Here is a 25,916-nt window from a genome sequence, read left to right as displayed (position 1 = left end):
CTGCATGCCCACCGATGCCGTCGTAAACGTGGTCCTGGAGGCCGACGGAACCTGCGTGGTCGACGGGGACTTCCTGCCGGTGCCCGCCGGCGTCGCCCTCCCCACCGTGGTCCTGACGCACCTGCAGATGGAAGCCGCCGCCCGGGCAGCACCGGTACACGCGGTGATCCAGGACCGGGCACAGGGCGGCCCGCCGCTGCCGCTGCGGGTTCACCCCTCCGGTGCCAGCGAGCCCTGGCAGGAATACCCCGAGCTGCCCGCCCCCGAGCCTCCCACCCCGCAGACCGGCCAACGGTGGGACGACCTGCCCGACATACCGCTCGCACGCCCGTGGTCCGTCCTGCCCGATCCGTACGCCGAGGTCCTCGAGGACATCTGCCGCGGAGCTCGCCCGGACAACTTCCGAGAAGCGGCGGCCGCCACCGACCGGCTGCTTGCCGAGCTGACCGAGGTCTTCGGGGCCGACCACTGGCGCACGCTCGTGCCCGGGCACGTCCGCGGCGACCTCGCCTACCTGTGCGGTGACCTCACGCTGTGCGCACGGACGTTCATCTACACCACCCGGCAGTGGCAGCAGGCGGTCGGCCCCGAGCACCCCATGTCCCAGGCATCCCTGCGCAACGCCGTGGGCTGCTGGCGGCGCCTGCCCACCGACGAGGCGCGCGAGATCGGCGACACCATCGTCCACCTGCTGGAGACCGCCCGCCACCGTGACGCCCGCGTCGCCCGCGCCCACCTCGACCGGCTGGCGGCGGTCGCATGAGCACCACGCCGGCCCGCCGCAGCACGCCCGCAACCACGCCGAGCACCCGCCCGACCCAACCACTCCCCGCCCAGCGAAGGAGATCCACCCGCATGCCTGCCGCAACCCTGACCTCGCCGACCACCACCCTGTGGGAGCAGGCCGTCAACCGCGCCCAGAGCCACCTGGCGCCGCAGGGCCTGGACGTGACGTTCACCCTCGAGGACGCGGTCGACCTCGGCATCCCCCGGACACAGGCCGTGATCGTGCTGGCGATGCTGGTCGACATCGGATTCCTGTACCCGTCCCACCAGGACGGCGTCTACGCACGCCGGCCCGACCTTCCGGCGCTCGGCGCGCGCGGTCACGTATGGAGGGTGCTGTACACCCCGTGCGGCGACCAGGTGCAGATCTTCGGCGACCGCCCGCCGCGCCAGGTCTCCCAGCTGCGGGTCCCGGTCAAGTGGCTGTGCACCGCCTGCTCGTTCATCGCGCCGACGGGACTTCGGCTGCCGAGGACCACGGAGCGTGCCTTCTCCCACCTTCTGCACTGCCCGGCCCGGCGCCCTCTCGCGGTGACGGCCTGAGCGTGCGACCGCGTCCCGGCGGGCCTGGGCACCCGCCGGGACGCGCCTCGCCCGGCTCTGCAGATCGGAGAGCCTCATGCAGCAGCCCCTGAGTACCGCCCTGGACGACTGGCAAAGCGCGTGGAACGCGCAGCAGGACGCCGCGTTGGCCGCGTTGGCCACCGCGTTTCCCGGGCTCGAGCGGATGCCGCCTCCCACCGGCTGCTGTGATCCACGGATGCGGGTGGAACGGCCGGGCGAAGCAGCCGGCACCGTGTGCTTCGACGACCACGGCCGGGTCACGGTCGACTTCACCGGCATCCCCCAGCAGGCACTGGGCCAGGCACTCAACAAGATCTTCGGGCCGGGCTGGTTCGACGAAGGGCCTGAAGGCATCGCCGACGCTCCACCGGGCACCTATTCCTGGGACGACGACGCCACGTACGCCGAGTACGAGATCCGGGTCGAAGCCGACGCCACGGCCGCGTTCTGCATGTCGTACGTCAAGGTGGACGACGCCGTTGCCGTGCTCGACGAGCTTCAGCAGAAACTTGGGCAGACCCCGAAGACACCTGCCCCTGAGCGGAAGTAAGTTGTGTGCGCTTCCGGCCGCCGTGCCGACGGCGCCATGTCGTGTTGTGAGCGGCCGGAAGCGCCGGCCCCGTAGTGCGGCAGTCCCGTGTCCGTCGAGACTGTCTGGGCCCGATCAGGGTTCGGTTCGGTGACCGAACGGCTTGTTCAGCGCCGGTGGCGGGTGGCTGCGGCCAGCTCCGAGCACTCGCGCGGAGCCCGACCCGGCGCCTGTTCCGCGCGAGCTGGTGCCCGCACACCGTGGAACGCCTGGGCGAGCGCCGCGAGACGGGTGACCTCCTCCGCAAAGTCGGCTCCTCCGGCAGGAAGCGGCAGGACCTGCGTCTCCACCCGTCCGCGCTGGCGCGCGCGAAGGGCCGCCCGCCATTCGATCGCTGCCGCCACCGCGGCGGCCTCGTCTCCCGCGAACCCCGCTCGGCGCGCACTGGCTTTCGCCTGCTCGCGCACCGATGCGCTCAGGTGTCGACGAAGTCGCCACATCGCGTCGTTGATGTCGATGACCTGGCGGTAGAGGTAGGCCTCGCCGGTGGTTGCGGTGATGGTCCTGCCAGAGTCTCCGTCCAGCGCCGCCCGCAGGGGCTCCAGAAAGGCGAGGGCTCGGCCCGGGCGCGGTATCTGTGGAGTGATGGAGTAGCCCATCAGGGTGGCGAGTTGTTCCACGGCGGTCTCGTCGGGTTGGCCCGGCAGTTGGGGAACGGCCGCCTCCATCAGACCTTCCGGGAGGTCTGGCAGCAGTTGGTTCAGCGGGTGCTCTCTCGCCGAGTCGGCGGTGTCCGGGCCGATCCAGCGCAGTGCCCGTGCGGCCATCTCCCTGAGCACGATGTGCTGCTGGTGGGGCTTGCTGGCGTCCCGGGGGTAGAAGACGTGGTCCGCTCCCGCGATCGACAGGCACGTGACGGGTAGTTCTCCGTCCTTCGGGGCCCAGGGATGCTCCCGCAGTTGGCGCCCGGTGGCGGTGTACAGACGCTCGACGTACAGCCCCATGGACGCCTGCCGGCCGCTGCACAGTGCGGCGAACGCGGTGGAAGCAAGTGCCCATGGGGCACGCGCGTGGGGCGTCATCTGCGGCTCTCCTTGAGGTCTTTGCGTCCCCAGATCGGCGGCCGGTGCCAGCACGAGCCCATGCTGGGCTCACGCGCCCTACCGCCCCAGCGGCCGAACAGCGTGCTGTTCGGACAGTAGAACGGTGACCGGTCGGTTAGGCCTGCGGCGGCCTGTGAGTGGACTGCTGGGCGGGAGCGGAACCTGGACTCTGCGCAGGTCATGCGGGTGCGCTCGCCACGGAAAGCCGGAATCGGCCCCGGTAAGACGGCAGTTGGTGCGCCGGCGACAGCTGCGGAAGAGATCACGGATGCTCCTGTGAGGGTATGAGGCCATTCCTTCAGGCGCTTTGCGCACGGGGGTGCCGCCGTCCCTGGCGGCACCCCCGTCCAGGGGCCGAGGTTCGCCGCGCAGGGGGTTGGCGGCTGACCATGACAGGGGGGTGCACGGTCCCTCGGCTGGCCCGGTCCATGGCGTCCCGCTGAACCCTCGTCAGGCGCTGCCTGTCCCGGCAGGGAAGAAGACGCGGGCCCGAGGCGGTGCGTGCAGGGATGATCGTCATTCCGATCCCCCGTCCGCCTTCGCGCCCCCTGGCGGTCGTGCGACGTCCCCTGACGCCTGCCGTGCTCAGCACAAATCGACGCATACCAAGTCACTCCCCGTGCCGGACACGAGGCCCGGTTGGGCCGCCGTGTCACGGTGTGCAGCGTGTACGTCACGCCGCAGTGCGATCCTGCTATTCGAGCGGAACCGTGTCAACAATAGTGGGGAATCGATGGCGCGATCGTCGATTTTCGCCACGATTGTGGAATGCGTGGGGTTCGAGGACCCGGACCGGGAGTCGCAGAGTGGGCGACGTTGCGTCACGGCGTGCCGCTCCGGCCGAGAGCCACCGGGCGTCAAGTGCCGAGCGATTATGCCGATCAGAGGCAATCATGTCAACGATTGTTGAAAGGAGTGCCTATCTGGTGCCACATTGAAGGCCATCGACGGGCGCCTAGTCACAATTGTGCCCGCGGCGGGTGACGAAAGGTGCTCATGACCGGTAATCTCGGCGAGGCTGCGTGTACGCGGCCTGCACTCGCCGCCTACGACTTAGGAGAAGGCCCGGCAATGCATGCCGCCGCTGACGCGTCACAGGCGGACGATCTTACAGAGATCATCGCGTCGATCGATGAGCTGCTGTCCATGCTCGGCATGAACCGCGACGACATCGACCTGGACAGCATCTCCTACCAAACAGCGCTACCGGTTGATCGGATTCACTCGCTGCTCAATGGCGAGCAACAGGAGCCGGAAGACCTCCACGAGGCATTCAAGCAGCGGCTGGTCTTCCTACGCGAGACGCGGCTGAAGCCGGGAGGCAAGCGCTACACCCTCGACGAGATCGCGGCCGGAGCAGGCATTTCCCATGGCCAGGTCGGCTACCTCCTCAATGGTGAACGCCGGCCCGGGTTCGCCGTCCTGGCGGGTCTCGAGAAGTTCTTCGACGTCAGTCCCGGGTTCTTCACAGCCACGGAGCGCCAGGCACTGCACAGGGCTCTCCAGCCGGTGCACGAGTCACTGACTCACGTCGCCCTCCTCAAGGGCAAGGGCATCTCCCAGCTTGCCCTGCGCAGCAGCATCGCCCCTGGTGCGTCCAGCCGTCTCGGCCACGAGCTCCGCGCGGCGCTCGAAACGGCTCTGAGCCAAGCCGAGCCGGAGCCGCAGGACCCGGAAGTCCAGGAACTCACCGACAAGATGCTCTCCTTGCCGACGAGGAGCCGCCGCCGGATCCTTCCGGTGATCAAGGAGATGCTCGGCCTGGTACGGCCGGAGGGTGAGCCGTCGGACGACGCCTCCGCCAGGTAGTCCTCCACCCCGCGGGCCCGCTGACAGCGCGAGACCGGGGGCAGGGCGTCGGCCGCTCAGCGACGCGCCAGCACGCGGGCGGTCCGCATCAGGACGCGCGGGCTGGCCAGGGCGCGGGGGTGCTTGCGCATGTTCACCACGTCCATGAACTCCTTGTTCACGGCCTGGTCGATGACGGAGGCCTCCACCACCTTGTCGCCGGCCCAGCGGATCAGCCGGTACCCGGGGGGATAGGGGCCTGTGACGTGGGGCTGGGCGAGATCGGCGGTGGCCGACACCTGCCAGGCCGCGTCTGTGACGACACCGATCCTGCGGAAGTAGCCCCACGCCGGCAGTCGGGGCGAGGTACCCGAGCGCAGGTGAGCTGACAGCGAGGAGGCCCCCAGCGTTGCCAGGGTGAGGCCTTGGCCGTAGGCGGGGTTCACCGAGGCGACGGCGTCCCCGAGCACCACCAGCCCTCCTGGGAAGCGATTCAGACGGGTGAAGTTGCGCCGTTGGCTCTCCCGGAAGTGGAACGTCTCGATGTCACCGTCAAAGCTGCACCGGTCGGCTACCTCGCGTATGGGGTCGACGCACCGCCTCATCCGCCGCAGGAACTCCTCGGGGTCGCTCCCCGGCCGGTAGTCGCTGTACCCGACCAGCACGACCGACCATCGATTCCCTTCAACTGCTACCAGTGCGCCCGGCTCGCTCAGGTGCTGCTGGTAGCCGTTGGCCGGGCCCGGCGAGGAGTGGGCGACCACAGTGTCGGGGAGTTCGTCGCCGCGGTGGAACGAGGCGGTGGCGTAGCCGAGGTCGACCTGCATGCGGTCCACCGGCGCCGGGTCCCACCCGTTCTCAGCCAGCCAGGTACTCACTCGGCTGGAGCGGCCCATGGCGTCCGCGACCAGATCGGCGTCCAGCTCATCCAGGACAGGGTCCGGTCCTGCGGCATCGATGGGCGAGAAGCGCACCCCGCACACACGGCTGCCGGTGAAGATCAGGCCGCGGGCCCGTGCTGCCAGCACCGTGACGTTGTCGAGGGCAAGCACGCGACGGCGCACGTGCTCCTCAAGGAACGGCCGGGTGGCGCCGACCATCGCGTTGTCGGGAATGCATGCCTTCAGCACTCCGTCGACGTAGTACTGCACGGCGGGCCCTGTTCCCAGGTGAGCGCCGTCCTCGACGAGTGCATCGGTTATGCCGCGGAACCAGCGGTCCAGCTGCGTGTGGCCCATGGAGAGCAGAGCGTGCAGCTGCTGGCGATGAGGTGCGCCACGCCCTAGACCGGTTTCACCGTCTGGCTCGATGATGACCACCTCGTCCGCATGGTCAGCGAGCACACGCGCCGCGAGCAGTCCGGCCCAGCTTCCGCCCATCACAACTGCTCGTCGCACTGAAAGTCCCCCCGTGATGGGCCTGTTGACCCATTCAGTCTCGGTCGCGTCGCACTCAACGGATGTTGCGACCTTAATGGTCGACGGCTTGCCCTGACACCTCAGGGCAAGCCGTCGTGGGGCAAGAACGTCATCTACCGGCTCGCGGCCCCTGGCGGGCCGCTTGACCTCGAGCCGATGCGGCCCGTGAGGCTGAGATCCCAGAGGCAACTTCACACCAAGGACCTCCGTGCCTGGCCTCTTGGTTGAACGCCTCAGCCAGGGCGCGGCGGCGGTCAGCGCCCCATCGGTCGCTGTCCTCGAAGCACCTGCTTCCGGTAGCGGGCACCGGGCGTTCAGCCAACTCAACCGCCGGCCAGGCGTGACGCCGGCGGGTTCAGCCCCTCGTGGGGCTCGTGGCCTCCGACTCCACCAATGCGGCGGCGACTATGGGGTGCCCGAGCGCCTTGGAGACGCGGAGCAGGCGGTCTCGTTCCTGGCCGGCTGGTGTGTCGTCACCGGGCAGCGGTACCACCGGGCCCTCAGGGGGCTGAGGCCGGCTTGTACGGTCGCTCTGCTGTTGCGTGGCCGCGTCGAGGTTGCGGACGGCATCGCGCAGGGAGGCGGCGGTGGCGGCCGCCTCCAGGTCCCGGTCTGACAGGGGCGCCCAAGTGGCTGGCTGAACCGCCAGCCGCTGGTTCAGGTGGCGCACGGCTTCCATGGGGGCGGCGGACACCCAGGGCCGCAGCGCCCGTACTCCGTCGAGGATTTCAATGACGCGGCGGTGCAGCTGGAAGGTCACATTCAAGGAGAGGCGCTGGCCACGGGAGGCGCTGACGCTGAAGGCGAGGTCCTGATCGACCCGGGCGACGACGAGGTCCCACAACGGCTGCAGCGCCCTGAAGTCGCGCCGCTCGCGCCGCCAGGCGTCGACCGCGGCCCCGGAGAGCCCGTAGTACAAGCCGAGCGTGCCGATGCAGCCACAGGTGGATCCGAGCACCCCCACGGTATCGAGGCTGTGGTTGCCCAGCGAAGCCAGCACGATGGCCGGGGCGGAGCAGACCACGTAGCCGAAAACACCCAGACTGGCGATGGCGAAGGACCGCAGTGCGTGCTGAATCTGCGGGTCTTCCAGTTTCACGGTGCGGCACTGGCGCCAGGTGTTCAACGTGCCACTCGCCAGCGTGGCCAGGAAGACCGCCAGGAACAGCAGCACCATGGGGTCGTCGGCGAAGGTCGTGTTGAAACGCAGCGGATCGGCTGGTCCCGAGAGGTCGGCGAGCGAGAAGAAGAGGATCATCAGGCTCGCTCCGGCCGCGTAACCCGCGGTCCACGCGATCACGGTGTGCCGAAGTCCGGACGGCTTCTGACGCAGCCGCGGATTCCACAGCAGGGTGAGGATGTGCGCCATCGAGAAGCAGACCAGGATCCCGACGTAGACCGGCAGGGTCGCAAAGCTGGGCCGGCCGGTGGCCTCCCCCAGGGCTCGGTATCCGGCGGGCGACGCCATGACGTAGACCACCCCTCCCAACCACTGCATGGACACCGTCAGGGCCAATGCGGGAGTCGCGTCTCGGAGGAGGGCCAAGGTCTTCCAGAAGCCCATCGTGAAGGCCACGACCGCGATGAAGAGGTAGACGACGTTGGACAGACCCTCAGACACCAGTCCTCCGGTGCGCTAGTGCCGAAGTCACATAATCGGTGCGGCTCTGGTGCGTCCTGAGCTCAAGGTGCCGCTGCAGCATGACCGTGGCGAAGGTCTCCGCGCGCCGCTCGTGGGACTTGCGGTAGTGCGACCTGCCCAAGACCTTCTGGATGGGTTCGGGTCTGAGCCCGGGTAGCAGCTGACGCACCACGTCGGGAGAGATCGGCTGGGGCGTGCCGTCATCATCCGAGGGGTGCTCTTCCCAGAGGTGGAACAGCTCGTGAAGGCTGACGTGAAGCCGTGTGAGCTCGCTGGCGTTGGCGTCCGCCACGATGTAGTCGCGATCTCGTCCGCGAGCGCAGAACCCGGAGACTTCCGGGGGCAGCGGGACCTCGGTGAGAGTGATGGGCTTGCCTCGCTTCGTCGCCACGGCGTCGACGAGGTCCTGAAGGCTGCGCACGCCGGACAGACCGATGTCCCGGCGGATGAGCCGCGTGGTGGACCAGGTGGCGGTGAAGATGGCCAGTTGCTCGCGGGCCGAGGCACACAGCGAGGAACGCTTGCGACGCGTGCGGTCACTCTCCCCCGCGCTGGTGGGTGGCTCTCCAATGCTGCTCGGCTTCTTTCTGCGGCTCTCGCTCATAGCTCAGTAGATGCCTATCCTCGCGCGCTGCTGACCGACCTTCCGGAGTCGAGTCCGGGCTCCGCCGTCCGGTGTCTGGGCACCCGTCGCGGCGGCCGAGCGGCCTGAGGCGTCCGCCGACACGGCCGTTCGTAAAACCTTTGTTCGAACTCTTGGCGTGTACGTAAGTTGAGCGCCTGTCAGGGCTACGGTCACGTCCCGTGTCCGGCTCTGAACCACCGCAACACACGCACCAGGTTCAGGCACCGCGCGGACAGACCCGTTCTCAAGGCATGGTGACCAGGGCTCTACGGCTGAGGAGGAGAGCAGCAGGATGTGGTCCGCCGCAGTCACGCCTCTGCCAGACGTCATGCCCCTGCGTGCGCCCATCGGGCCGCGGCACCCCCTGCCCCGTCCACGGAACGGCGGTCTCCGCTCCGGCTTAGATCTTTACCGAACGATCGGGTTTCGATCTACGGGAAAGATTTTGCACCTAATCGCGTCTCACAGACCACTGCGGTCACGAGTACCACACAACGGGGAGGGATAGTGGGCGCCAACAACGCGCACCCGCTGACATGGCTGTTGGGGCCGAAGCGGGCCGCGATCCGACCACAGGAGTTGGGTCTTCCAGCTCGCCCGGCGGATACTCCAGGGCCCAAACAGGACGGCTTGACCCAAAGTCAAATGGATCAGCTGATGAACCGGGCCGAAAAAACGTATGGACGCTTCGAGCGCGGGAAACTCCCCAACCCTCCCGACGACTTCCTGAGCGAGGTCGGCCAGCTGCTGCGCCTGACCGAGGACGAGTACACCACGATGTGGCTGTACGCCCGCGGACACCGGCCGCCGGCGCCGCTGGACCCGCAGGCCGGCTTGTCGGTGTCGAGCCTGTGGCAGGAGGCCTGCGACGGCCAGCGGCACATGATGTACGTGACCGACCTGGCCTGGAACACCCTCGCCTACAACAGCGCCTTCGCGGACATGTTCCACAACCGCCAGGTCCCGGCCAATACCGCGCGGTGGATGCTGCTTTCCGAGGAGGCCCGGCACACCCTGAAGGGCTGGCATCGGATCTGGGCGCCGTCGGTCTCCGCGCAGTTGCGAGCCGCGCTCGCCGAGCACTGGGACAACGACGTGCTGCGGCACCTCGACAAGGAGGTGCGGGCGGACCCTGTCGCCGGCCCGATCTACAGTCAGCCCGGTTTGGCCTCGATAGCGCCGGACGGAGTGGTGCGTCCCTTCCAGCATCCGCTGTACGGGCCGGGCACGGCGAAGTTGGTGGCATCGGCTCCGTTCGCCTCCCCCGGAGCCCGGGCGATCGTCGTCATCTTCGCGCCGGACTCCGCGTAGCCGACCGGGTTCCGCTACGCCAACAGGCGGGCTTCGATTGCTGTTTGGCCACGATGTGTCCTTCTTCACAGGTTTCACACAGAGGAAAGTCCGCAGAATGCGGGCATGCGGATTCCTTCACACCTGGCCGAAATTGATCCCCGAGTTTATGCGTGGCTACCTGACTTTCCCGGCACATGGGGCATGGCGAACTGCACCCTCATCACATCCGGTTCGGCCGCGCTCCTTGTGGATACTCCCTATACCGCTCAGCTGACACATTCGCTGAAGACGGCCGCGTACCAGGTGCTCTCCCCGTCGACGGATATATCCACCGTGGTCAACACACATGCCAATGGCGACCACAGCTACGGCAACGGGGAGTTCCCCGGCGCCGAAATCATCAGCACCGACGCCAACCTTCGTCACCTCTGCGTCGAGCCAGGACCTGATCAGCTTGAGGCCCTGCTCAACGGGTGCCGCCCGGACGACCCGATCGGGCGCTACCTGTTGGCTCATTTCGGCCGGTACGACTTCCGCGGCCTTCGCCTCACTCCTCCGACCCGGACGTTCACCGGCCGCTTGGAAGTCCCTGTGGGCAACCTGACCGTCGAGCTGATCGAGGTGGGCCCGGCGCACACCGTCGGCGATCTCATCGTGCACGTCCCGGACAGCGGGCTGGTGTGCGCGGGCGATGTGCTGTTCATCGGTGATGTGCCGGTCCACTGGGCTGGCCCACTCGACGGCGTCATCACGGCCTGCCAGCAGATCCTCGATCTCAACCCGGGCGTGGTCGTCCCCGGCCACGGGCCGCTGGTCGGGCCGAAGGAGGTCCGCGCCTACATGGACTACGTCGCCGGAGTACGCGACCGCATCCATGACCTGCACGCGCAAGGCCTTGACGTCGACGAGGCCTCCCGGGTACTCCTGCGTGAACGCCGCCCCGACCTGGGCCTGTGGGAACGCCTGGCCGTCCTCACCGCCACCGAGTACCGCCATCTCAACACCCACACCGAGCCGCCCCAGCTCCTGCAGGTGCTGAGCACCGCAGTACGGCTGGCCCCCGAATCCGTCCCCGGAACCGCCCTTCCGCGGTACACGTTTCCCCCGCAGCGCGACCTGCGCAACTGACCGCTCGCCACCCCGCCCCACCAGCATCGGAGTTGCCTGTGCCCGCCGCACACGTCACCCGTCCCACCATCGCGTTGCCGCCGCACTACGTCACCACGGATGAGATCTGCACGGACATCGCCGAAGCCCATCCCGACCTTCCACATCTCGCCGTAGGGCTTCGCATCGCCCGCAGCACCCAGGTCGCCGTCCGCCGATTCAGCCGGCCGCTACGGGATCCGTCCATCGGCGGCGACGCCTCCCTCACCGAACGCAACCAGATCGCCTTCACCGAGGCATCCGTCCTCGCCGTCAAAGCCGCACGGCAGACGCTGGCCGAGACGGGCACCGATCCGCAGGACATCGACTGCATCGTCACATCGCACACGACGTCATGGACAGTGCCCGGCCTGGACGTTCACCTCGTCGAGACGCTCGGGCTACGGCCGGATGTGCGGCGCATACCCATGAGCACCCTGGGGTGCGCCGGAGGCGCCCAGGCCCTGGTGAAGGCCGCCGACCATGTCGCCGCCCATCCCGGCAGCACCGTGCTCGTGGTCGTCGCGGAGATGCTCAGCACGGTCTACAGCCACCGTGACACCACCAAGGAGTCGATGATCTACAAAACGCTGTTCGGGGACTCCGCCGGGGCCTGTCTGGTCACGGACGCCCCGCTCGGCCCGGGACTGCGCATCGAGAGCACTTGGGAGTACCTCCTGCCGGACAGCCGCAGACGCTACGCCGGCCGCCTCGATGCGGCCGGGCTCCACTTCGACTCTGAACGGTCGGCTACGGCCGCGATCAACGATGTGATGCCGGCGCTTCGCCGCTACCTGACCCAGCAGAACCTCGGGGAGGTGGAGTTCACGGTGCTCCACCCCGGCGGGCCGCGCATCATCCGCGACGCCGAGCGAGGCCTGGGCGTCGATCAGGATCCCGAACTCGACGACAAGGCGAAGGTGACCCGGCACAGCTGGGCGAGTCTGCGCGAAGAGGGAAATCTCGGTGGCGTCGCCGTCCTGGCGGTCCTGGCGCGCACCCATGATGATCCCCCGCCCCAGGGGGCGCGGGGGCTCGTGCTCGGATTCGGCCCCGGCTTCGCGGTCGCCGCCGCCACGGTCCGGTGGGAGACGGCCTCGGCGCCAGTGCTGGTCGGCTAGGCCGCAACTCCGGTGAGATCCGGCGGACGACGCCGCCGGACCTCTACTACTGGTCCCGCTCCACCGCGTCGAGCATCCTGCGCAGCGTCTCGCGGTCCTCGGGCCCCAGCGCCGCCAGCGGCTTCGCCGCGCGCATGCCGATGTCTTCCAGCCCCACCCGGCGCAGACGCTCAAGCAGGTCCGCCTGGTCACGTGTCGGCGCTGCCAGGTCATCGAGGGTGCATCCGAAGTACTCGGCAAGGGCGACCAGGATGCTCCGGCGGGGATCGTCACGCTCACCCCGAAGGAGCATCCCCAGATACGCAGCGCTGACGAACTCCTGTTTCTTCGGGGTGGGCTCCCACCGGCCTGCGCGCCGCTCCTGCTCCTCCAGCGCGGCAGCGAGCTTGTAGGTACTGGCGGGTTTCGTTCCCTCCCGCGCGGCCCGCTGGTCGAGGAGCAGCTTGAGCCTCTCAGAGAGCGGCAGCGGGTCGCCGTGTGCCTGCGCCGGCGCCTCGTCGGTCATCTGCTCTCTCCTCGCTCTGTGACAGTCTCTTGGTACACCACCCGACGGCCGTGCGCGGACGCCGGAGTGGGGGCGTCGGGCGCAGTCGATGCCACTGCGCGACGACTGTAGATCATCCGTGGAGGGCCGGAAACCGGCTGGTCGGCCGACTCTGCTGTCGAAAAACAACGGGTGTTGCCCCTGGCAACTGCCTCGATACTCGCCGTCACTATCGCTGCTTTCGGGTGGGGTCCGCCTGCTTCCAGACCAGCAGGTCGTCGTCGGCGGCGAACACGACAGTAAACGAAATAGAGTTGTCTCTGCAACTTGCAATCGGGCTCGGACTCCGAATGCAGGAGGAGCACTGGCGGCCAGCCAGCCGCGATCGGCAGCCTGAGGACTCACACCGCACCTGGGCGATGCCCGGCCGGTGAGAGCAGCCTTCAGCGTCGCTCCCCCGACGCGGTGCCCGCGGCGGCGTGAACGCTCCCCAGCGGGAACATCGCGGCGGTGGAGTCGCCGGCCGGTTCCGCCCAGGCCGACTCGGCGTCCAGGGCGTCCTGGTCGTGGCCGGGCAGGTTCAGTGCCCGGACGAATGCGTGAAGGTCCTCGTGGCGGGCGTCGTACCGGCCCGAGTTGCACCCGCAGGCGGCATCGCAGTCCTGCCAGTCTGTCTGCTTCCAGTACGCGAGGGTGACGGGAACCGCGCCGGGAGTCTGGGAGGACACCAGGCGCGGGAACGTGTCGTCACCCGTGTGCTCGCCGATGTCCCTCTGGCACGAGCACTCCTCCGGGACGAGCTCGCCGACCGGATTCTGCGGCGGACCGTCGGCGGGGTCGTACGCGGTGCCGTCGTCGTCGACGAGTACGCCGTCGCAAGCGGCGGTGTGCCGGTCGAACACGGCCCAGCGCAGCGTGAGGGCGCAGGGTCGTGCCCAGGACCGGGAGAACCGGGGGTCGCCGGCTACCCGCTGGCTGGCCGTGTGCGCGTCGATGTGACCGCCGAGCAGCAGCACGGCCTCGTCGAGCCAGTTCAGCGGCCAGACCATGGAGTCGATGGGCTGATCGGTGATGTCCCTCAACTGGAGCGGCTTGGAAAGCACGAGGTTCCTCCTCAGCTTTGGTGGTTGGTGGTGGTGTTCGACCTGCCCCACCAGCGGTTGTTGTTGGTGACGTAGCTGTTGTGCTCGTGTCGCTCGACCGTCCGGCCGAGCGCGGCGGGCGCCGAGCGCAGCAGGACCGCCCCGAAGACGATCCAGAACAGGACGCCGGTGCCCGCCCCCGCGGCGGCGCTGACGAACTGCCCGGCACCCCAGCCCACTCCGGCCGCGCAGACACCGCTCGCGGCGATGCGCTGGGCCTTCGGGTCGAAGACGAACAGGGGCTGAGGGCTGAGGTCACGCGGCGGGGTCGCCTGCACGGGCGGCGGAACCTGGCTCTTTCGCATCGGGACGCTCCGGCCGTACGCGTCGTCCATCCAGACGACGGGGTCGCGTTCGTCGTACGTCTCGACCGGCCCCGTGAGCGGCATCTGGGCGAGGGGCATGCGGTAGCGGGGGGTGACGTCGGCGCCGTACCCGTGGTGCGGCTGCACCGCGGTCTCGGTGTCGTCGGGCAGGGCAACGTCGTACCCGTGGGGGGCGAGGGGCGCAGGCGTCTGTGGGGTCTCCGTCTGGACGTAGCGCTGGTACCTCTTCGGCAGGTTGGACACGTTCTCGGACACGTTCAGGGTCTCCGGGGGCTGGTGGTTGCGTTCAGGGGCGAGGTGCTGGGGGTGCTGGGCTGCCCGTCCCGCCGCCGTGCGGGGGCTTGGCGGCGGGACGGGGCACGGTGGTTACTCCCCGCGCAATTCGGCGAGGAGGGCGTCCAGTTCATCGGCGCGGACCAGGACGTCGCGGGCCTTGGAGCCGTCGGCGGGGCCGACGATGCCCCGGGACTCCATCTGTTCCATCAGTCGGCCCGCCTTGGCGAATCCGACGCGCAGCTTGCGCTGGAGCATGGAGGTCGACCCGAACTGCGTGGAGACGACCAGCTCGGCCGCCTGGCACAGCAGGTCGATGTCCTCGTTGATCTCCTCGTCGATCTCCTTCTTCTGCCCGGTGCCCACGGTGACGTCGTCCCGGTAGACGGGCGTCATCTGGTCCTTGGCGTGCTGGACGACGGCCGCGATCTCGTCCTCGGTCACGAAGGCGCCCTGCATGCGGGCGGGCGTGCTCGCTCCCATCGGCAGGAAGAGCCCGTCGCCCTTGCCGATCAGCTTCTCGGCGCCGGGCTGGTCGAGGATGACGCGGCTGTCGGTGAGCGAGGCGGTGGCGAAGGCAAGCCTGGAGGGCACGTTCGCCTTGATCAGACCGGTGACGACGTCGACCGAGGGCCGCTGGGTGGCGAGCACCAGGTGGATGCCGGCCGCACGCGCAAGCTGGGTGATACGCACGATGGCGTCCTCGACGTCCCGAGGGGCGACCATCATCAGGTCGGCGAGCTCGTCGACGATCACCAACAGGTACGGGTACGGCTGGAGCTGCCGCTCGCTGCCCGCCGGCGCCTTGACCTTGCCGCTCCGTACGGCTGCGTTGAAGTCGTCGATGTGCCGGAAGCCGTACGCCGCAAGGTCGTCGTAGCGCAGGTCCATCTCCCGCACGACCCACTGGAGCGCCTCGGCGGCCCGCTTCGGGTTGGTGATGATCGGCGTGATCAAGTGCGGGATTCCCTCGTAGGCCGCCAGCTCCACGCGCTTGGGGTCGACCAAGACCATGCGCACGTCCTCGGGGGTCGCGCGGACCATGATCGAGGTGATCAGGCAGTTGATGCAGGACGACTTGCCCGAGCCGGTGGCTCCGGCGACGAGCAGGTGCGGCATCTGCGCCAGGTTGGCCATGACGTATCCGCCCTCAACGTCCTTGCCGAGCGCGACCAACAGGGGGTGGTCGTCCTCCGCGGCCGCCGCCAGGCGCAGCACGTCACCGAGGTTCACCATCTCCCGGTCGGTGTTCGGGATCTCGATGCCGACCGCAGACTTGCCCGGGATCGGCGAGATGATCCGCACGTCCGGACTGGCAACGGCATACGCGATGTTCTTGGCCAGCGCCGTGATCCGCTCGACCTTCACCGCGGGCCCGAGCTCGACCTCGTAGCGCGTGACCGTCGGCCCGCGCGTGAAGCCGGTGACGGCCGCGTCGACTTTGAACTCGGTGAAGACGTTCGCCAGCGCGGCGACGACGGCGTCGTTGGCGGCGCTGCGGGCCTTGCTGGGGCCCCCGCGCTCGAGGAGGTCGAGCGCGGACGTGGTGAGGCCCGCCATGTCGGCCTCGGGCTCCTCCTGTTCGGGGCGCGAGTCGTGCGCCGGGCCGGGCGTCTGGCTGGTCTCCGGACGCTTCGGCTCGGTCTGCTGCTTGCTGGTGACGGGGAAGGAGCCGTCGGGGCGGGGGGCGCCGATGAATCCGGCGGAGTGCAGGACCATCAGCACCCCGTTCGCGGTGGCCGCGTCGATGCCGAGGCGGTTGGCCAGGTCGTCGGCTGATACCTGCTCCAGCTCGGAGAGGAGGGCAAAGGCCCGCGGCAGCACGAGGTTGACCCTCGCTGTCAGGTCGTCTCCGCCGGTGCTGCTGTCGTCGGGAGCGTCGGCGGAGTCCTGTGCGGTGTCGGGGCCGACCCACACGTAGGGGGTCCTCTTGCCGCCGGGCTGGTCGATGTTCTCGTGGGAGGTGAACCAGCCGTCGATGGCCTGACGGGTTGGGGGCCGCTCGTCCGGGTGCCGGGAGCGCAGCCGGTTGATGCAGTCGTTGATGCTCACGCCGTCCGGTCCCGCCTCGCGGACCATGGCAATGACTTCGTCGTACCGCGGGTGCTGCCGCTTCTTCGGATCGGCCTTGACGCTCTGCTCGTGGTTCTCCCCCGCCTGCCGAGCGATGTCTTCGAACTTCTGCAGCGCGTCGGCGATGGCCGCCTCGACGGCCGGATCCTTCGGCCCCTCATCCCCGCCCGCGCCGCTGGCGGGGGTGTTGGCTGGGGTGCCACTGCTGTTGCCGCCGTCCGGCCCAGGAGCCGAGTCGCGGAAGGCCTGACGGTAATGGTCCATCGACGGCAGCGGACCGAGCGTGGCCGGGCCCGAGGGCATGCCGGGCGCCGCAGGCTGTCCGGGGTTGTGGCCACCGGCCTGGGGTGAGGTGCCGTTGGAGGCGGGGCGCGAGGCCGTGGTGGCGGGCACGTCCAGGCCGTAGGCGTCCATGAGCCAGCCGATGCGTTCCGGGTCCGACCAGCGGTCGGCGTAGCCCCACTTCTCGGCAGCGGCGACGGCCTCGGGGTCGAGGTCAGGCCGGATGTCCCAGCGGGCCACCGACAGGTCCTCGATGTCCGCGCTGTCTTCGTCGTCGTTGACGAACGCGATCCTCCCCTTGGTGGGCTGCTCGCCCGGGTCCATGGTCGACGTCTTGGCGTAGAAGGCACCGTTGCCGGGCAGCGCGGCCAGGTTGATCTGGTGGTAGTAGTCCGGGAAGACGTGCTGGGTCTCGCCGCGCTTGTTGAACTTCATGCCGATGACGGTGTCGTACTGGCTTTCAATTTCGCCGCCACCGGTGTTGGGGCCGGTGCCGCGCTGCGCGACGTCGATATAGTCGACCGCGGCTTTGCGGCCCTGCTTCACACCGCGGGTCTTGGGCTTGAGCGCTGCGGGGCTCCATGCCATCAGGTCGGAGCCCTCTTCGCTGATCACGATGATCGCGGGCCGCTCCCGCTTCGGGACGATCTTGCCGCCGCGCATGCGCTTGGCCCGGTCGATACCCACGTCGAACGCCGCGTTGTACATGCGCACGGCCTCGTCCTCGGTGATGGCCACCCAGTCGATGATCGGCCGGTCGATGAGCCGTCCCTTGGAGTCCTTCCACTGTTCGACCCACGGCCGCAGCCACCGCTTGGCGGTGTTGCCGCCGGCCATGTCGACCATCCAGATGACGCAGTCGACGCACCGCACCAGCAGCGAGATCAGCACGTGCAGGGCTACCGACTTGCCGGAGCCCTTCTTGCCGCAGATGAACACCGAGTTCTGGCGCAACAGGATCTCGAACGGCTCGCCGCTCTCCAGCATGCCCAGCGTCAGGGGCTCATTGATGGTGATGGGGTCGTGGCCCGCCTCAAGGGTGACCAGTTCCGCGAGCACATTGCGGGTGGACACCTCCAGGAATGCCTCGGAGGCCATCTCGCCGCGCTTGAGGGTCAGTGAGCCCTCCCGCAGGTCACCCTTGCGCATCTCCAGCCGGGGCAGCAGCGGCAGCAGCCCGTTGTAGTCGACTTCGGTCAGCCGCAGGATCAGCCGATAGCCATAGCTCGTCTTCTCCTTCTTCACGACCTGCACGCCCCGGCCGCCGACCGCCGCGAACAGCTCCTCCCAGTCGTGCAGCGGCTTGTTGAGCTCCGCCTCCTCGGCCGCCCACTTCGCGGCGATCTCCGGCGCCCGCATCCACCGGTCGAGGCCGTACAGGGGGGTTGCGACGACCGTCGCGGCGGCGAGAACGGACGCGGAGGCGAGCGTCCACGGAGTGCCGTGGGACACCCAGTTGAGCCAGGCCGCCGTGCCGGCGCTCCACGCCCCGGTGAACAGAGTGTGATACCAACGGGCGGCCGTGCTGCGCAGGTTGCCGTCGGGCAGGTTACGGGTGCGGACGAAACGGCTGACGGCTGCGGAGACCACGCCGCCCACCGAGCCGAGCATCAGCATGTCCAGAGGCAGGTCGTGCCCCAGGTCCTCGATGACCCCCGCGCCCAGACCGCCGAGGTAGATGAACCCGGAGGTGTACAGGGGCGTGGCGACCACGCCGTGCCTCCAGGGAACCGCCAGTTCGTCGCGTTCGTCCTTGGCGTCCTTGCGTGCCATGGGGGTCAAAACTCCTTCAGCTTGAGGGCGGGAAATCGGGGGCGGGGCTACACGCGGTTGCGGGAGGAGTCCCACTTCGCGGCCCGGGGATCGGGATTCTCGATGTTGTCGATCTGCTCGGCGTGGATGGTGCGGTACATCTGGTGCAACTGCTGCACCGCGACGCCGATGAACTGGTACTGCATGGCGGCATCGCGATAGGCGGCCGGGACGATTTCGTGGACTTTGAACTCCGTCTCGGTCACGTCGGCCACCTGCCTCAGCAGGCCCTCGAGCGCGTCGGTGACGAGCGGCAGGTTCTCGATAACCGCCTCGTAGCCGAACATGTCGTTCGACGGGTTCATCCGGATCATGCGGCCGGCGTCGACCGTCGCGGCCGTCGCCGCCAGCAGCGGCATCGCGTACGCCATGGGGTTGTGCCAGGCCCCCGGCGTCCAGCCGAAGATGTGGCCCCAGTGTGTGCTGATGTCCCACTTCTCGCCCTGCCAGGTGGGCTGTTCGAAGTTCTCGATCTGCTCGCTGTGCGCCGCGCGGTACAGGTCGTGGTGCACGGCGTGCACGAACTTGCCCATGTCCATGCAGGCCCGAGCGATGGCGCGCAGCTGGTCCGGGATGATCGGGTCGACCTTGAAGGCCTCCTCCGTGGTCGTGGCGGTCTCGTTCAGCACGTACATCAGCGCAAGGTTGACGGGCGGCAGGTTCTCGATGACCGCCTCGTAGCCGCGCATGGAGTCCGCCGGCGCGCTGGCGAACGCCACACCGGCGTCCTGGATGGCCTGAGCCGCGTATACCAGCGGCATCGCGTGCAGCATGGGATTGGTGGCGTAGGGGACAACAGCGCCCACGGTGGTTCCTTTCGCTCCTGCCGGAGAGGCAACGGGGTTGTGCGTACCGCCGGGGATGCCCCCGGCGCCGGGCGTCCCGGCCGCCACGACGGCGACACGCTTCTTCGGGGTGGCGGGCGAGACGCCGGGGATTGCGGTGGCGTTGCGGTACATCCATCGGCTCAGCCAGCCCCAGCTCCGCGACGCTGCGACGACTCGGGCCAGCGGGGTGGTGCACCAGAACAGGACGCGGGCCATGGGCCGCAGCCAGTTCGGGCCTGCCGTGGACAGCCGGACACTGCCCAGGACCACGTGCAGGCCGGTGATCATGCTGGTGGCGCGGCGGATGAACCGGGCCGCCAGCGGCTGCCCGATCCGGTTCGCCACCCGCCAGGCCGTACGGAACGGGGAGGCCGCACGGCGCATGCCCCGCCACAGCCGGGGGTTGGTGTGACGGCGGATGAACGTGGTGATCCTCCGGCCGCCCCGGGCCGGAAGCGGGTGCTTCCACGGGCTGGGCCCGCCCCCCGCCTTCTTGCCCTTCTTCTTGCCCTTCGGGGACGCGGGGGCCTTCCCGCCCTTCCTGCCCTTGGGGCCCTTGCCCTTGGGCGAGCCGGGAGCACCCTTGCCGACCTTCGGCGCCTTCTTCTTCGGGGTGGTGGGGCCCTTCGTCTTCGGTGTCGTGGGGCTCTTCGGCGTCTTCCGCTTCGGGATGGTGGGGCTGCCGCCGCCGGTTCCGCTTCCGCTCTTCTTCCGTCGCAGGATCCGGCCGAGGATGCTCGGCGAGGAGGCGCCGCCGGACGCCCCCGGCTTGCGGTGCTTGCCGCCCTTCGGCGAGAGCACCCCCGCGCCTTTCCCCTTGCCGGACGACTTCGGGCCGCCCGACAGGCCGCCGCCCTTGGCCCCACCGAACAGGCCGCCCCGCATCCCGGAGGTGCTCGGCCCCTTCGTGCCAGCCGACGTGTTCCGCGGCGTCTTTCCGCCCAGGCCGGCCGGGGACAGCTTCTTGCCGCCGCCCTTTCCGGCGGGATTCCGAGATCCGCCGCCGCCCAGGGCGCCGGAGCCGTTCCGGCGCTTGGTGGAGCCAAGTCCGGCACTGGAGCGGTTCAGTGCTCCCGGCCGGCTGCCGCCGCCTGAGCCGAGCCCGCCGGAACCGCGGCCCCGACCGGTTCCGCCGGAGCCCCGGCCGCTGCCGGAGCGGCCCATGCCTGCACCGCTGCCGGACCGGCGCGACCCTCCGGCGCCGGTGCCGCCGCCCGACCGGCCTCCGCGTCCTGGTCCGGCGCCACCGTTGGACCGGCCGGCGCCTCCGTTCCTCCGACCACGGGCGCGTGAGGCGGCCCGGCGGCCCTTCAGGATGAGCGCGGTGGTCGCGGCGGCCGCGGCGGCGAGCACCGCGAAGATCACTATCCGCAGGCCGAACGTGTGGATCAGCCAGCACAGGCTGATCATGCCGACCAGTACGCCGCCGGGAATCATCATCCCGGCGAGGCTGTCGTCGTTCGCGGTGGAGCGGCGGCGGGTGGTGCGCTGTGTTCCGCCCCCACCCGCAGCCGCGGCCGACGCCTGCGGCTGCGCAGACGCCTGCGGCACGGCGGTGGCCGTGGCGCCGGGGGGCTGCATGTCGTAGCTGGGGGTGGTCACGGGGTACTTCCTCCACTCGGGTGGGACAGGTCCGGTTGTTACTGTTCGTGTTCGCCGTGATGTAAAGCTGGGTTGTCAACGTCAACGTCAAGCGCGGATGTCAACGTCAATTGGCCTGATCAAGGGGCCGTTTTCCCGGGGCTGAGCCGGGATTCGGGGGTGTCTGCGTCAAGTCGGCTGCTTGACGTTGACGTTGACGTCCCCGGCTTTACATCACGTTGTGTAGTTGTCGCGCGGATGGTCGGACGGACTGGTGCCGGTCTAGGAGGTGCTCTCGGACGCGCGGTTGGAGTCGCCGTCCGGGCTTTCGTCGGCGCCGGCTCCCGCGTTGGTGAGCTCGACGAGGCTCTTCAGGTCGAGGCGGATCGTCAGCGGAAGCTCGATCCCCTTCTGGGTCGACGCCCTGAGCCCGCCGTCCGGGAAGGCCGTCCGCAGGTGGGCGTAGAGCAGTTGCGTCGCACAATCCAGCGCGGTCACGGCTTCCTGCGCCGTGTTCGCCGTCCACTCGTATTCGGTGCCGTTGATCGCGGTCATGTAGCTCTCCTTGGTCCAGGTGGCGGTCAGTTGCCAGTGCCAGTGGCAGCGGTCTCGGCCTCGTCGGAGGTCTCGATCACGTGGCGGTGGCCGGCGGTGTAGTGCTCGCGAGCGGCCTTGAGGCGCGTGGCGGCAGTGGCGCGGGGGCGCCCTGTGACTTGCTCCGCCTCACCCGGGGTGTTCTTGGACCCGAGCTTCACCGAGTCAGCGCTGCCGCGAGACCACATGAGGTCCAGCAGTGCCTGGATCTCGGACTGGGCATCCCGCAGGTTCGTGACCTTGAAGGTCTCGGTCTCGCCGGTCTCGCCAGACCCGGTCTTGGCCTGGTTGTCGTTGGTCCCGTTGGTCTCGTCGGACCTGGTCTCGAAGGTCTCGGTGGTCTCGCTGGACTTGGTCTCGGAGGTCTGATCGGTCTCGTTGGACCTGGTCTCGGAGGTCTCGTCGGACTCGGTCCCTGTGGTCTCGCCGGACCTGCGCGCCCGCCTGGATCCCCGCCGCTTGGACCCGGTCCGGGTCTCGCCGTCGGAGCTGGACCTTGATGGGGCGCCAGGCGTGGCGTCGGTCTTGGACTGCTCGGCGAGGGTCTCGGAGACCGGGATGCCGTACCGGGCCAGGATCAGTGGACGCAGTTCCTCTGCGGTTGCCTCCCGCCGCCACTTGCCGAACTTGCCGGGGTGGCGCTGCTTGATTTCCTGGATGTAGACCCGCCGCTCCTGCTCCTGCTTCAGTGCCTCGTCCAGCTTGCGGATCCGCCAGATCCGCATCCGCCGCACGAGGAAGGCCGTGGAGGGGAAGGCCAGCAGCCAACGGTCCATGCCGACTGCCTCGATGTGCTGCCCGCTGCTGATCTTGGCGATGTGAGCCACGGCGTGCCGGCCGCCTTCGGTGGCGAGCACGAAGAGCATCGGCATGACGGTGTGCATGCCGACGGCCACCGGGTCACCCCAGGAGGCGCTGGCGTTGAACCACACGGTCGCGACGGTCAGGCCCCAGGCCGCCTGGCGCAGCAGCGGGAACGGCATGCGCCGCCAGGTGAGGAGCAAATCGAAGGCGAACAGCACGACGATGCCGGCGTCCACGCCGATGGGCAGCCACTTGGAGAATCCGCCGAACCCCTTCTGTTCGGCGAGTTCACGTACGGCGGTGTAGGAGCCGGTGAAGCCGATCCCGCCGATGGCGGCCGCACCGAGGAGGATGATGCCGATGAGCACGGCGTGGACCCAGGTGACCTGGTTCTCTCCGGCCTTACGGCGCTCGATGCGCTCCCGGCGGCGCGCGTCCTTGTCCTCGCGCTTGAGCTGCTTCTCTTTCAGCTTGAGGACGGTGGGGCTGAGGGCGTCGGCCATCTTCTGGTCGGCCTGCCGCATGAGCGTCTCGGCTCGCGCCCTGGTGTCCTCGGCTTCCAGACGGACCTTCGTTGCCGCATCCAGCTCCTGCTGGGCCTGTTCCTGGAGTCCCCGGGAGGTTGCCGCGGCCTGGTCGAGGTACCCCTGGGCGAGCTCGGTGGCCCGTTCACGGGCCTCCTCCCCGGCGCGACGCTCGGATTCCGCTTCTGTGGCAGCGAGCTGACGCACGCGTTCCGCTTCCTGGTGTGCGCGGCTGCGGATCTCCTCGGCGGCGCTCTCGGCGCGGGTGCGGATCGCCTCCGCCTGCTCGGTGGCCTCGGAGTGGATCCGCTCGGCCTCGCTGCGGCTTCGTACGACCTCCTGGTGGGCGCGTTCGGCATCACCGGCGGCCGCGGTGCGCACCCGCTCGGAGTCAGCGGCAGCGTCGGCGCGGATCTGCTCGGCGTCGCTGCGGGCCCGGGCGAGTACCTGCTCGGCCTCGGCGCCGAACTCCTCTGCACGGCGACGCGCGGTCGCCACCAGCCGTTCGGCCTCCCGGCTGGCCGCGTCCCGGATGTTGTCAGCCTCACGCCGGGCGGCAGCAAGGAGTTCGTCCGTCTCGCGCCGCGCCTCGGTCAGATGGGCTTCAGCGGTCTCGCGGGCCGTCTTCTGGACGCTCTCGGCGGCGTCGGCCGCTTCGGCGCGCAGGAGATCCGCCTGCGCGCGGGCCTCGTCCAACAGTTCGTCCGCCTGGGTACGCGCGCCGGCTAGCAGCTCCTGAGCGGAGGCTTCCGCGTCGGCGCGCAGGGTGTCGGCGTTCTGCTGGGCCTCGTCGAGCAGCTCCTGGACGGTCCTCTCGGTCTCCTGCTCGGCCTGGGTCAGGTGTGCCTTCGCCTGCTTTTCGGCGTCGGCGATGATGCGACTTGCGTTCTGCTGTGCCTCCTTGACCAGCTCGTCGGGTGCCGTGGCAGCCGTCTTCTGCCCGGCAGCACCCCGGCTGCGGGTGTTGGAACGGCTGTTGCGTGCGGCCATGGTGAGTGGGGGTCCCTTCAGACGGTGAGCGCGAGGGCGGCGGTGACGACGAACAGGAGCCCGGCGCCCTTGAGCAGGAGACCGGCGAGGGCCAGTCGGCGGAACTTGGCTTCGGTGATGCCGGACAGGACGATCAGTTCGCCGTGTCGGTCGGCGTCCGGGCCGAGGGCGAGGCGCAGTTCGTCGCGGCTGCAGCGGGCGTAGTGCAGGAAGTTCGCGTTGCTGCTGCCGGTGAGGCGGGGCAGGACGACGTCGAGCAGGAGCCAGGTGGCGATTCCGATGAGCAGTGCGGCCGCGCCGGCCAGGGCGGCGACGGGCCAGGGCTGGCGCAGGACCGTACTGGCCTGCTCGGCGAGCGGTCCGGCGACGATCGCGACACTGGCGAGGAGGATCGAGGCCTTGGTGTCGGTACGGGCGATCTCGCCGCGCACCACGGTCAGTTCCTGCTCGACCCGGTCGTCGCCGGACCGCTCGAGGACCTCACGCGTTGCGGCGATCTCACCGGCGACCGCGAGCACCGCGAAGGGCAGGGCCACCCTGGGACCGGAGCTGTCCTTGGGAGTCCAGCCGCCCAGAGCGCCAAGCGCTGTGCTGCGGGCTTCGACCGCCTGCTGGCGGCCGGCCGTCTGGTCCACGTGAGTGGTCACCGTCCGTTGGTCCTTTCGTCTGCGGTGGCTGCTGTCAGGGCCGCCCGGCGCGGGCCGGGCGGCCCGGGGATCAGGTGGAGATGGGCCCGGTCGGGGTCTTGCGCAGGACCGGGCCCGTGGAAGGGGTCGTCGGCAGCGGCGGCCGCTGTCGCTCGGCTACGGAGAGAAGCAGGGCACGGTGTACGGCGAAGACGGCCTCGGCGGCCGCTTCACCGATCCACGGCCGGGCGGCCATCCACAGCTCGTTCAGCAGGGCCGCCTGAGCCAGCACGAGGTTGCGGGCGTCGCCGACCGCGCCCGCGCCGCTGCTCAGGCTCGTGAGCTTGGTGAGGATCGGCTCGATCGCGTACTCGTACTCGCCGGTGGCCACCACCGGGCTGTACGAGCCCGCCTCGGCGAAGGCGAGCAGGAGGTACAGGCGCGCCCGCATGGCGTGGACACCGGTGCGCTTGTACCCGTCCTTGTCCTCGCGGTTGGCAGCCCTGTGCGGCCAGCCCTGGGGGTGCAGGCCCGACATGACCTGCTCGTGCTTGGCGAGTTCCTGCAGGTACTGCACGCGGCCGAGGCCGTCTTCCTCCGACAGCGCGAGCAGCGAGGCCTCGACGGCCCGGAGCTCCTTGTAGTAGCGGCGGCGGGCCAGGTGACGGTCCCACAGCTTGTCGATGAGGCTCATGTACGGACCTCCTTCCTGGGATAGGTGCCGCCCGGGCCTTCCGGGCGGTGCGGTGCGCGGTGGGTGGCGCTGTTCCTCGGGAGCCGGAGGCTCAGGGCACGGCGGTGGGGGGCGTGAGGGCGGCGTGAGTGCGGCGGAGTTGGGAGACCACCGAGACCACGAGGCCAAGGAGCAGGCCCACCGCGGCGAAGACGCCGGCCGACCAGGCCAGATGCGCCAGGGCGCTCAACCAGCCGTTGATCAGCACATCGATCAGTGAGGCGATCGCGATGAGGAGAGAAGTGACCAGGACGAACATGACCGCCCCGACACTGATCGGCTCCACCTCGCGAGTCGCCGCCGGGCTCCCGGCACCCTTGGCGGGAGCCGGAACCGGGGCCGCCGGGGCGGCGGGGGCGACGGGCGGGGCCGCTGCCGTGGCTGCAACGCTCGGCATCAGCGTTCACCCCTCGCCGTCGAACGCGTCGTCCGTGAGACCGAACGTCGTGCGGAAGTCGGTCTGCGGGACCAGGCCGGTCGCCGCGTACGCGGTGGCGGACAGCGCCTCCCGCACCTGCGGACCGAGTTCCTCGGTGACGTGCAGCAGGCCGTCCTGAACGAAGTCGCGGCCCGCGGTGTTGAGCGGGGCGTCGTTGCCCCGGAGTCGCACCACGGGGCTGGTGTGCAGGAGGTCCAGGGTGGAGATGACCTCGCCAAGCAGGCCCGCGTCGTGGGAGTCGGTGCCGCCCACCGCCGCGATGTGCGCGGCCAGTTCGAGGCCGGTCTGCGCCGGGTTCTCCTTGAGCGCCTTGTGCAGCCGCGCGACTGCGGCGACCGCGTCCGCCACGGCCTCGTCAACCGGGCTCGTCGTCTTCGTGGTCGTGTTCACG

General features: G+C 69.4%; 21 protein-coding genes and 1 pseudogene. 7 read left to right on the top strand and 15 right to left on the bottom strand.

All coding sequences use genetic code 11. The features are described 5' to 3' along the window. Window positions 1–4 precede the first annotated feature (4 nt). The 3 genes from ACZ5FU_RS26025 to ACZ5FU_RS26015 all read left to right on the top strand — a co-directional run bounded on the left by ACZ5FU_RS26025 (window position 5) and on the right by ACZ5FU_RS26015 (window position 1,900). Window positions 5–763, top strand: coding sequence for a hypothetical protein (locus ACZ5FU_RS26025; RefSeq protein WP_469046842.1), 759 nt, complete (start codon window positions 5–7; stop codon window positions 761–763). Between the two features lie 92 nt (window positions 764–855). Beyond that, window positions 856–1,329 (top strand): hypothetical protein, encoded by a 474-nt coding sequence (locus tag ACZ5FU_RS26020; RefSeq protein ID WP_469046840.1) that lies wholly within the window; start codon window positions 856–858, stop codon window positions 1,327–1,329. Window positions 1,330–1,405: 76 nt separating this feature from the next. Next, window positions 1,406–1,900 carry a hypothetical protein gene (locus ACZ5FU_RS26015; RefSeq protein WP_469046838.1) on the top strand — a complete coding sequence of 165 codons (495 nt, stop codon included), beginning with the start codon at window positions 1,406–1,408 and terminating at the stop codon, window positions 1,898–1,900. 146 nt (window positions 1,901–2,046) lie between these two features. Here the strand turns inward: ACZ5FU_RS26015 and ACZ5FU_RS26010 are convergent, their stop codons facing one another. Continuing rightward, window positions 2,047–2,961, bottom strand: coding sequence for a DUF6545 domain-containing protein (locus ACZ5FU_RS26010; RefSeq protein WP_469046836.1), 915 nt, complete (start codon window positions 2,959–2,961; stop codon window positions 2,047–2,049). Window positions 2,962–3,978: 1,017 nt separating this feature from the next. On the opposite strand from ACZ5FU_RS26010, the gene ACZ5FU_RS26005 reads away from it, so the two are divergent. Continuing rightward, a complete protein-coding gene (locus ACZ5FU_RS26005; RefSeq protein ID WP_469046834.1) occupies window positions 3,979–4,791 on the top strand; it encodes a helix-turn-helix domain-containing protein in 813 nt (270 codons plus the stop codon). Between the two features lie 56 nt (window positions 4,792–4,847). Here ACZ5FU_RS26005 and ACZ5FU_RS26000 read toward each other — a convergent pair whose 3' ends face one another. The 3 genes from ACZ5FU_RS26000 to ACZ5FU_RS25990 all read right to left on the bottom strand — a co-directional run bounded on the left by ACZ5FU_RS26000 (window position 4,848) and on the right by ACZ5FU_RS25990 (window position 8,434). Beyond that, window positions 4,848–6,008 carry an NAD(P)/FAD-dependent oxidoreductase gene (locus tag ACZ5FU_RS26000; RefSeq protein WP_469046832.1) on the bottom strand — a complete coding sequence of 387 codons (1,161 nt, stop codon included), beginning with the start codon at window positions 6,006–6,008 and terminating at the stop codon, window positions 4,848–4,850. 535 nt (window positions 6,009–6,543) lie between these two features. After that, entirely contained in the window at window positions 6,544–7,809 is a 1,266-nt protein-coding gene (locus ACZ5FU_RS25995; RefSeq protein ID WP_469046831.1) for an MAB_1171c family putative transporter, read from the bottom strand. After that, window positions 7,802–8,434: an ImmA/IrrE family metallo-endopeptidase gene (locus ACZ5FU_RS25990; RefSeq protein ID WP_469046829.1), complete on the bottom strand. Its 633-nt coding sequence runs from the start codon at window positions 8,432–8,434 to the stop codon at window positions 7,802–7,804. Before ACZ5FU_RS25990 ends, ACZ5FU_RS25995 begins: the two co-directional genes overlap by 8 nt. A gap of 666 nt (window positions 8,435–9,100) precedes the next feature. On the opposite strand from ACZ5FU_RS25990, the gene ACZ5FU_RS25985 reads away from it, so the two are divergent. The 3 genes from ACZ5FU_RS25985 to ACZ5FU_RS25975 all read left to right on the top strand — a co-directional run bounded on the left by ACZ5FU_RS25985 (window position 9,101) and on the right by ACZ5FU_RS25975 (window position 12,015). Beyond that, a complete protein-coding gene (locus tag ACZ5FU_RS25985; RefSeq protein WP_469046827.1) occupies window positions 9,101–9,766 on the top strand; it encodes an MmyB family transcriptional regulator in 666 nt (221 codons plus the stop codon). A gap of 105 nt (window positions 9,767–9,871) precedes the next feature. Then, a complete protein-coding gene (locus ACZ5FU_RS25980) occupies window positions 9,872–10,876 on the top strand; it encodes an MBL fold metallo-hydrolase (RefSeq protein ID WP_469046825.1) in 1,005 nt (334 codons plus the stop codon). A gap of 38 nt (window positions 10,877–10,914) precedes the next feature. Further along, complete coding sequence (locus ACZ5FU_RS25975; RefSeq protein ID WP_469046823.1) at window positions 10,915–12,015, top strand: PhlD; 1,101 nt, start codon at window positions 10,915–10,917, stop codon at window positions 12,013–12,015. Between the two features lie 46 nt (window positions 12,016–12,061). Here the strand turns inward: ACZ5FU_RS25975 and ACZ5FU_RS25970 are convergent, their stop codons facing one another. From ACZ5FU_RS25970 to ACZ5FU_RS25920, 11 genes and pseudogenes are all read right to left on the bottom strand, one after another. Next, the gene (locus ACZ5FU_RS25970) at window positions 12,062–12,520 is read right to left on the bottom strand and encodes a hypothetical protein (protein WP_469046821.1); all 459 of its coding nucleotides are present in this window, start codon (window positions 12,518–12,520) and stop codon (window positions 12,062–12,064) included. Between the two features lie 422 nt (window positions 12,521–12,942). Next, window positions 12,943–13,602, bottom strand: coding sequence for a hypothetical protein (locus ACZ5FU_RS25965; RefSeq protein WP_469046820.1), 660 nt, complete (start codon window positions 13,600–13,602; stop codon window positions 12,943–12,945). An 11-nt stretch (window positions 13,603–13,613) separates the two neighbouring features. Then, the gene (locus ACZ5FU_RS25960; protein ID WP_469046818.1) at window positions 13,614–14,222 is read right to left on the bottom strand and encodes a hypothetical protein; all 609 of its coding nucleotides are present in this window, start codon (window positions 14,220–14,222) and stop codon (window positions 13,614–13,616) included. A gap of 111 nt (window positions 14,223–14,333) precedes the next feature. Beyond that, window positions 14,334–15,779, bottom strand: a pseudogene (locus ACZ5FU_RS25955) (DNA translocase FtsK); the annotation flags it as partial. 2,636 nt (window positions 15,780–18,415) lie between these two features. Next, entirely contained in the window at window positions 18,416–20,836 is a 2,421-nt protein-coding gene (locus ACZ5FU_RS25950) for a hypothetical protein (protein ID WP_469046816.1), read from the bottom strand. A 261-nt stretch (window positions 20,837–21,097) separates the two neighbouring features. Beyond that, window positions 21,098–21,370, bottom strand: coding sequence for a hypothetical protein (locus ACZ5FU_RS25945; RefSeq protein WP_469046814.1), 273 nt, complete (start codon window positions 21,368–21,370; stop codon window positions 21,098–21,100). 26 nt (window positions 21,371–21,396) lie between these two features. Then, the gene (locus ACZ5FU_RS25940; protein WP_469046813.1) at window positions 21,397–23,727 is read right to left on the bottom strand and encodes a DUF2637 domain-containing protein; all 2,331 of its coding nucleotides are present in this window, start codon (window positions 23,725–23,727) and stop codon (window positions 21,397–21,399) included. 17 nt (window positions 23,728–23,744) lie between these two features. After that, window positions 23,745–24,374 carry a Pycsar system effector family protein gene (locus ACZ5FU_RS25935; protein ID WP_469046812.1) on the bottom strand — a complete coding sequence of 210 codons (630 nt, stop codon included), beginning with the start codon at window positions 24,372–24,374 and terminating at the stop codon, window positions 23,745–23,747. A gap of 70 nt (window positions 24,375–24,444) precedes the next feature. Continuing rightward, window positions 24,445–25,047 (bottom strand): hypothetical protein, encoded by a 603-nt coding sequence (locus tag ACZ5FU_RS25930; protein WP_469046810.1) that lies wholly within the window; start codon window positions 25,045–25,047, stop codon window positions 24,445–24,447. A gap of 91 nt (window positions 25,048–25,138) precedes the next feature. Then, window positions 25,139–25,483, bottom strand: a complete 345-nt coding sequence (locus ACZ5FU_RS25925; RefSeq protein WP_469046809.1) for a hypothetical protein — start codon at window positions 25,481–25,483, stop codon at window positions 25,139–25,141. A 6-nt stretch (window positions 25,484–25,489) separates the two neighbouring features. Continuing rightward, window positions 25,490–25,915 carry a hypothetical protein gene (locus ACZ5FU_RS25920; RefSeq protein WP_469046808.1) on the bottom strand — a complete coding sequence of 142 codons (426 nt, stop codon included), beginning with the start codon at window positions 25,913–25,915 and terminating at the stop codon, window positions 25,490–25,492. Between the last annotated feature and the right edge of the window lies 1 nt (window position 25,916).

The organism is Streptomyces sp. NPDC031554, from assembly GCF_055580685.1.
This window is presented reverse-complemented; position numbering and strand designations above follow the sequence as displayed.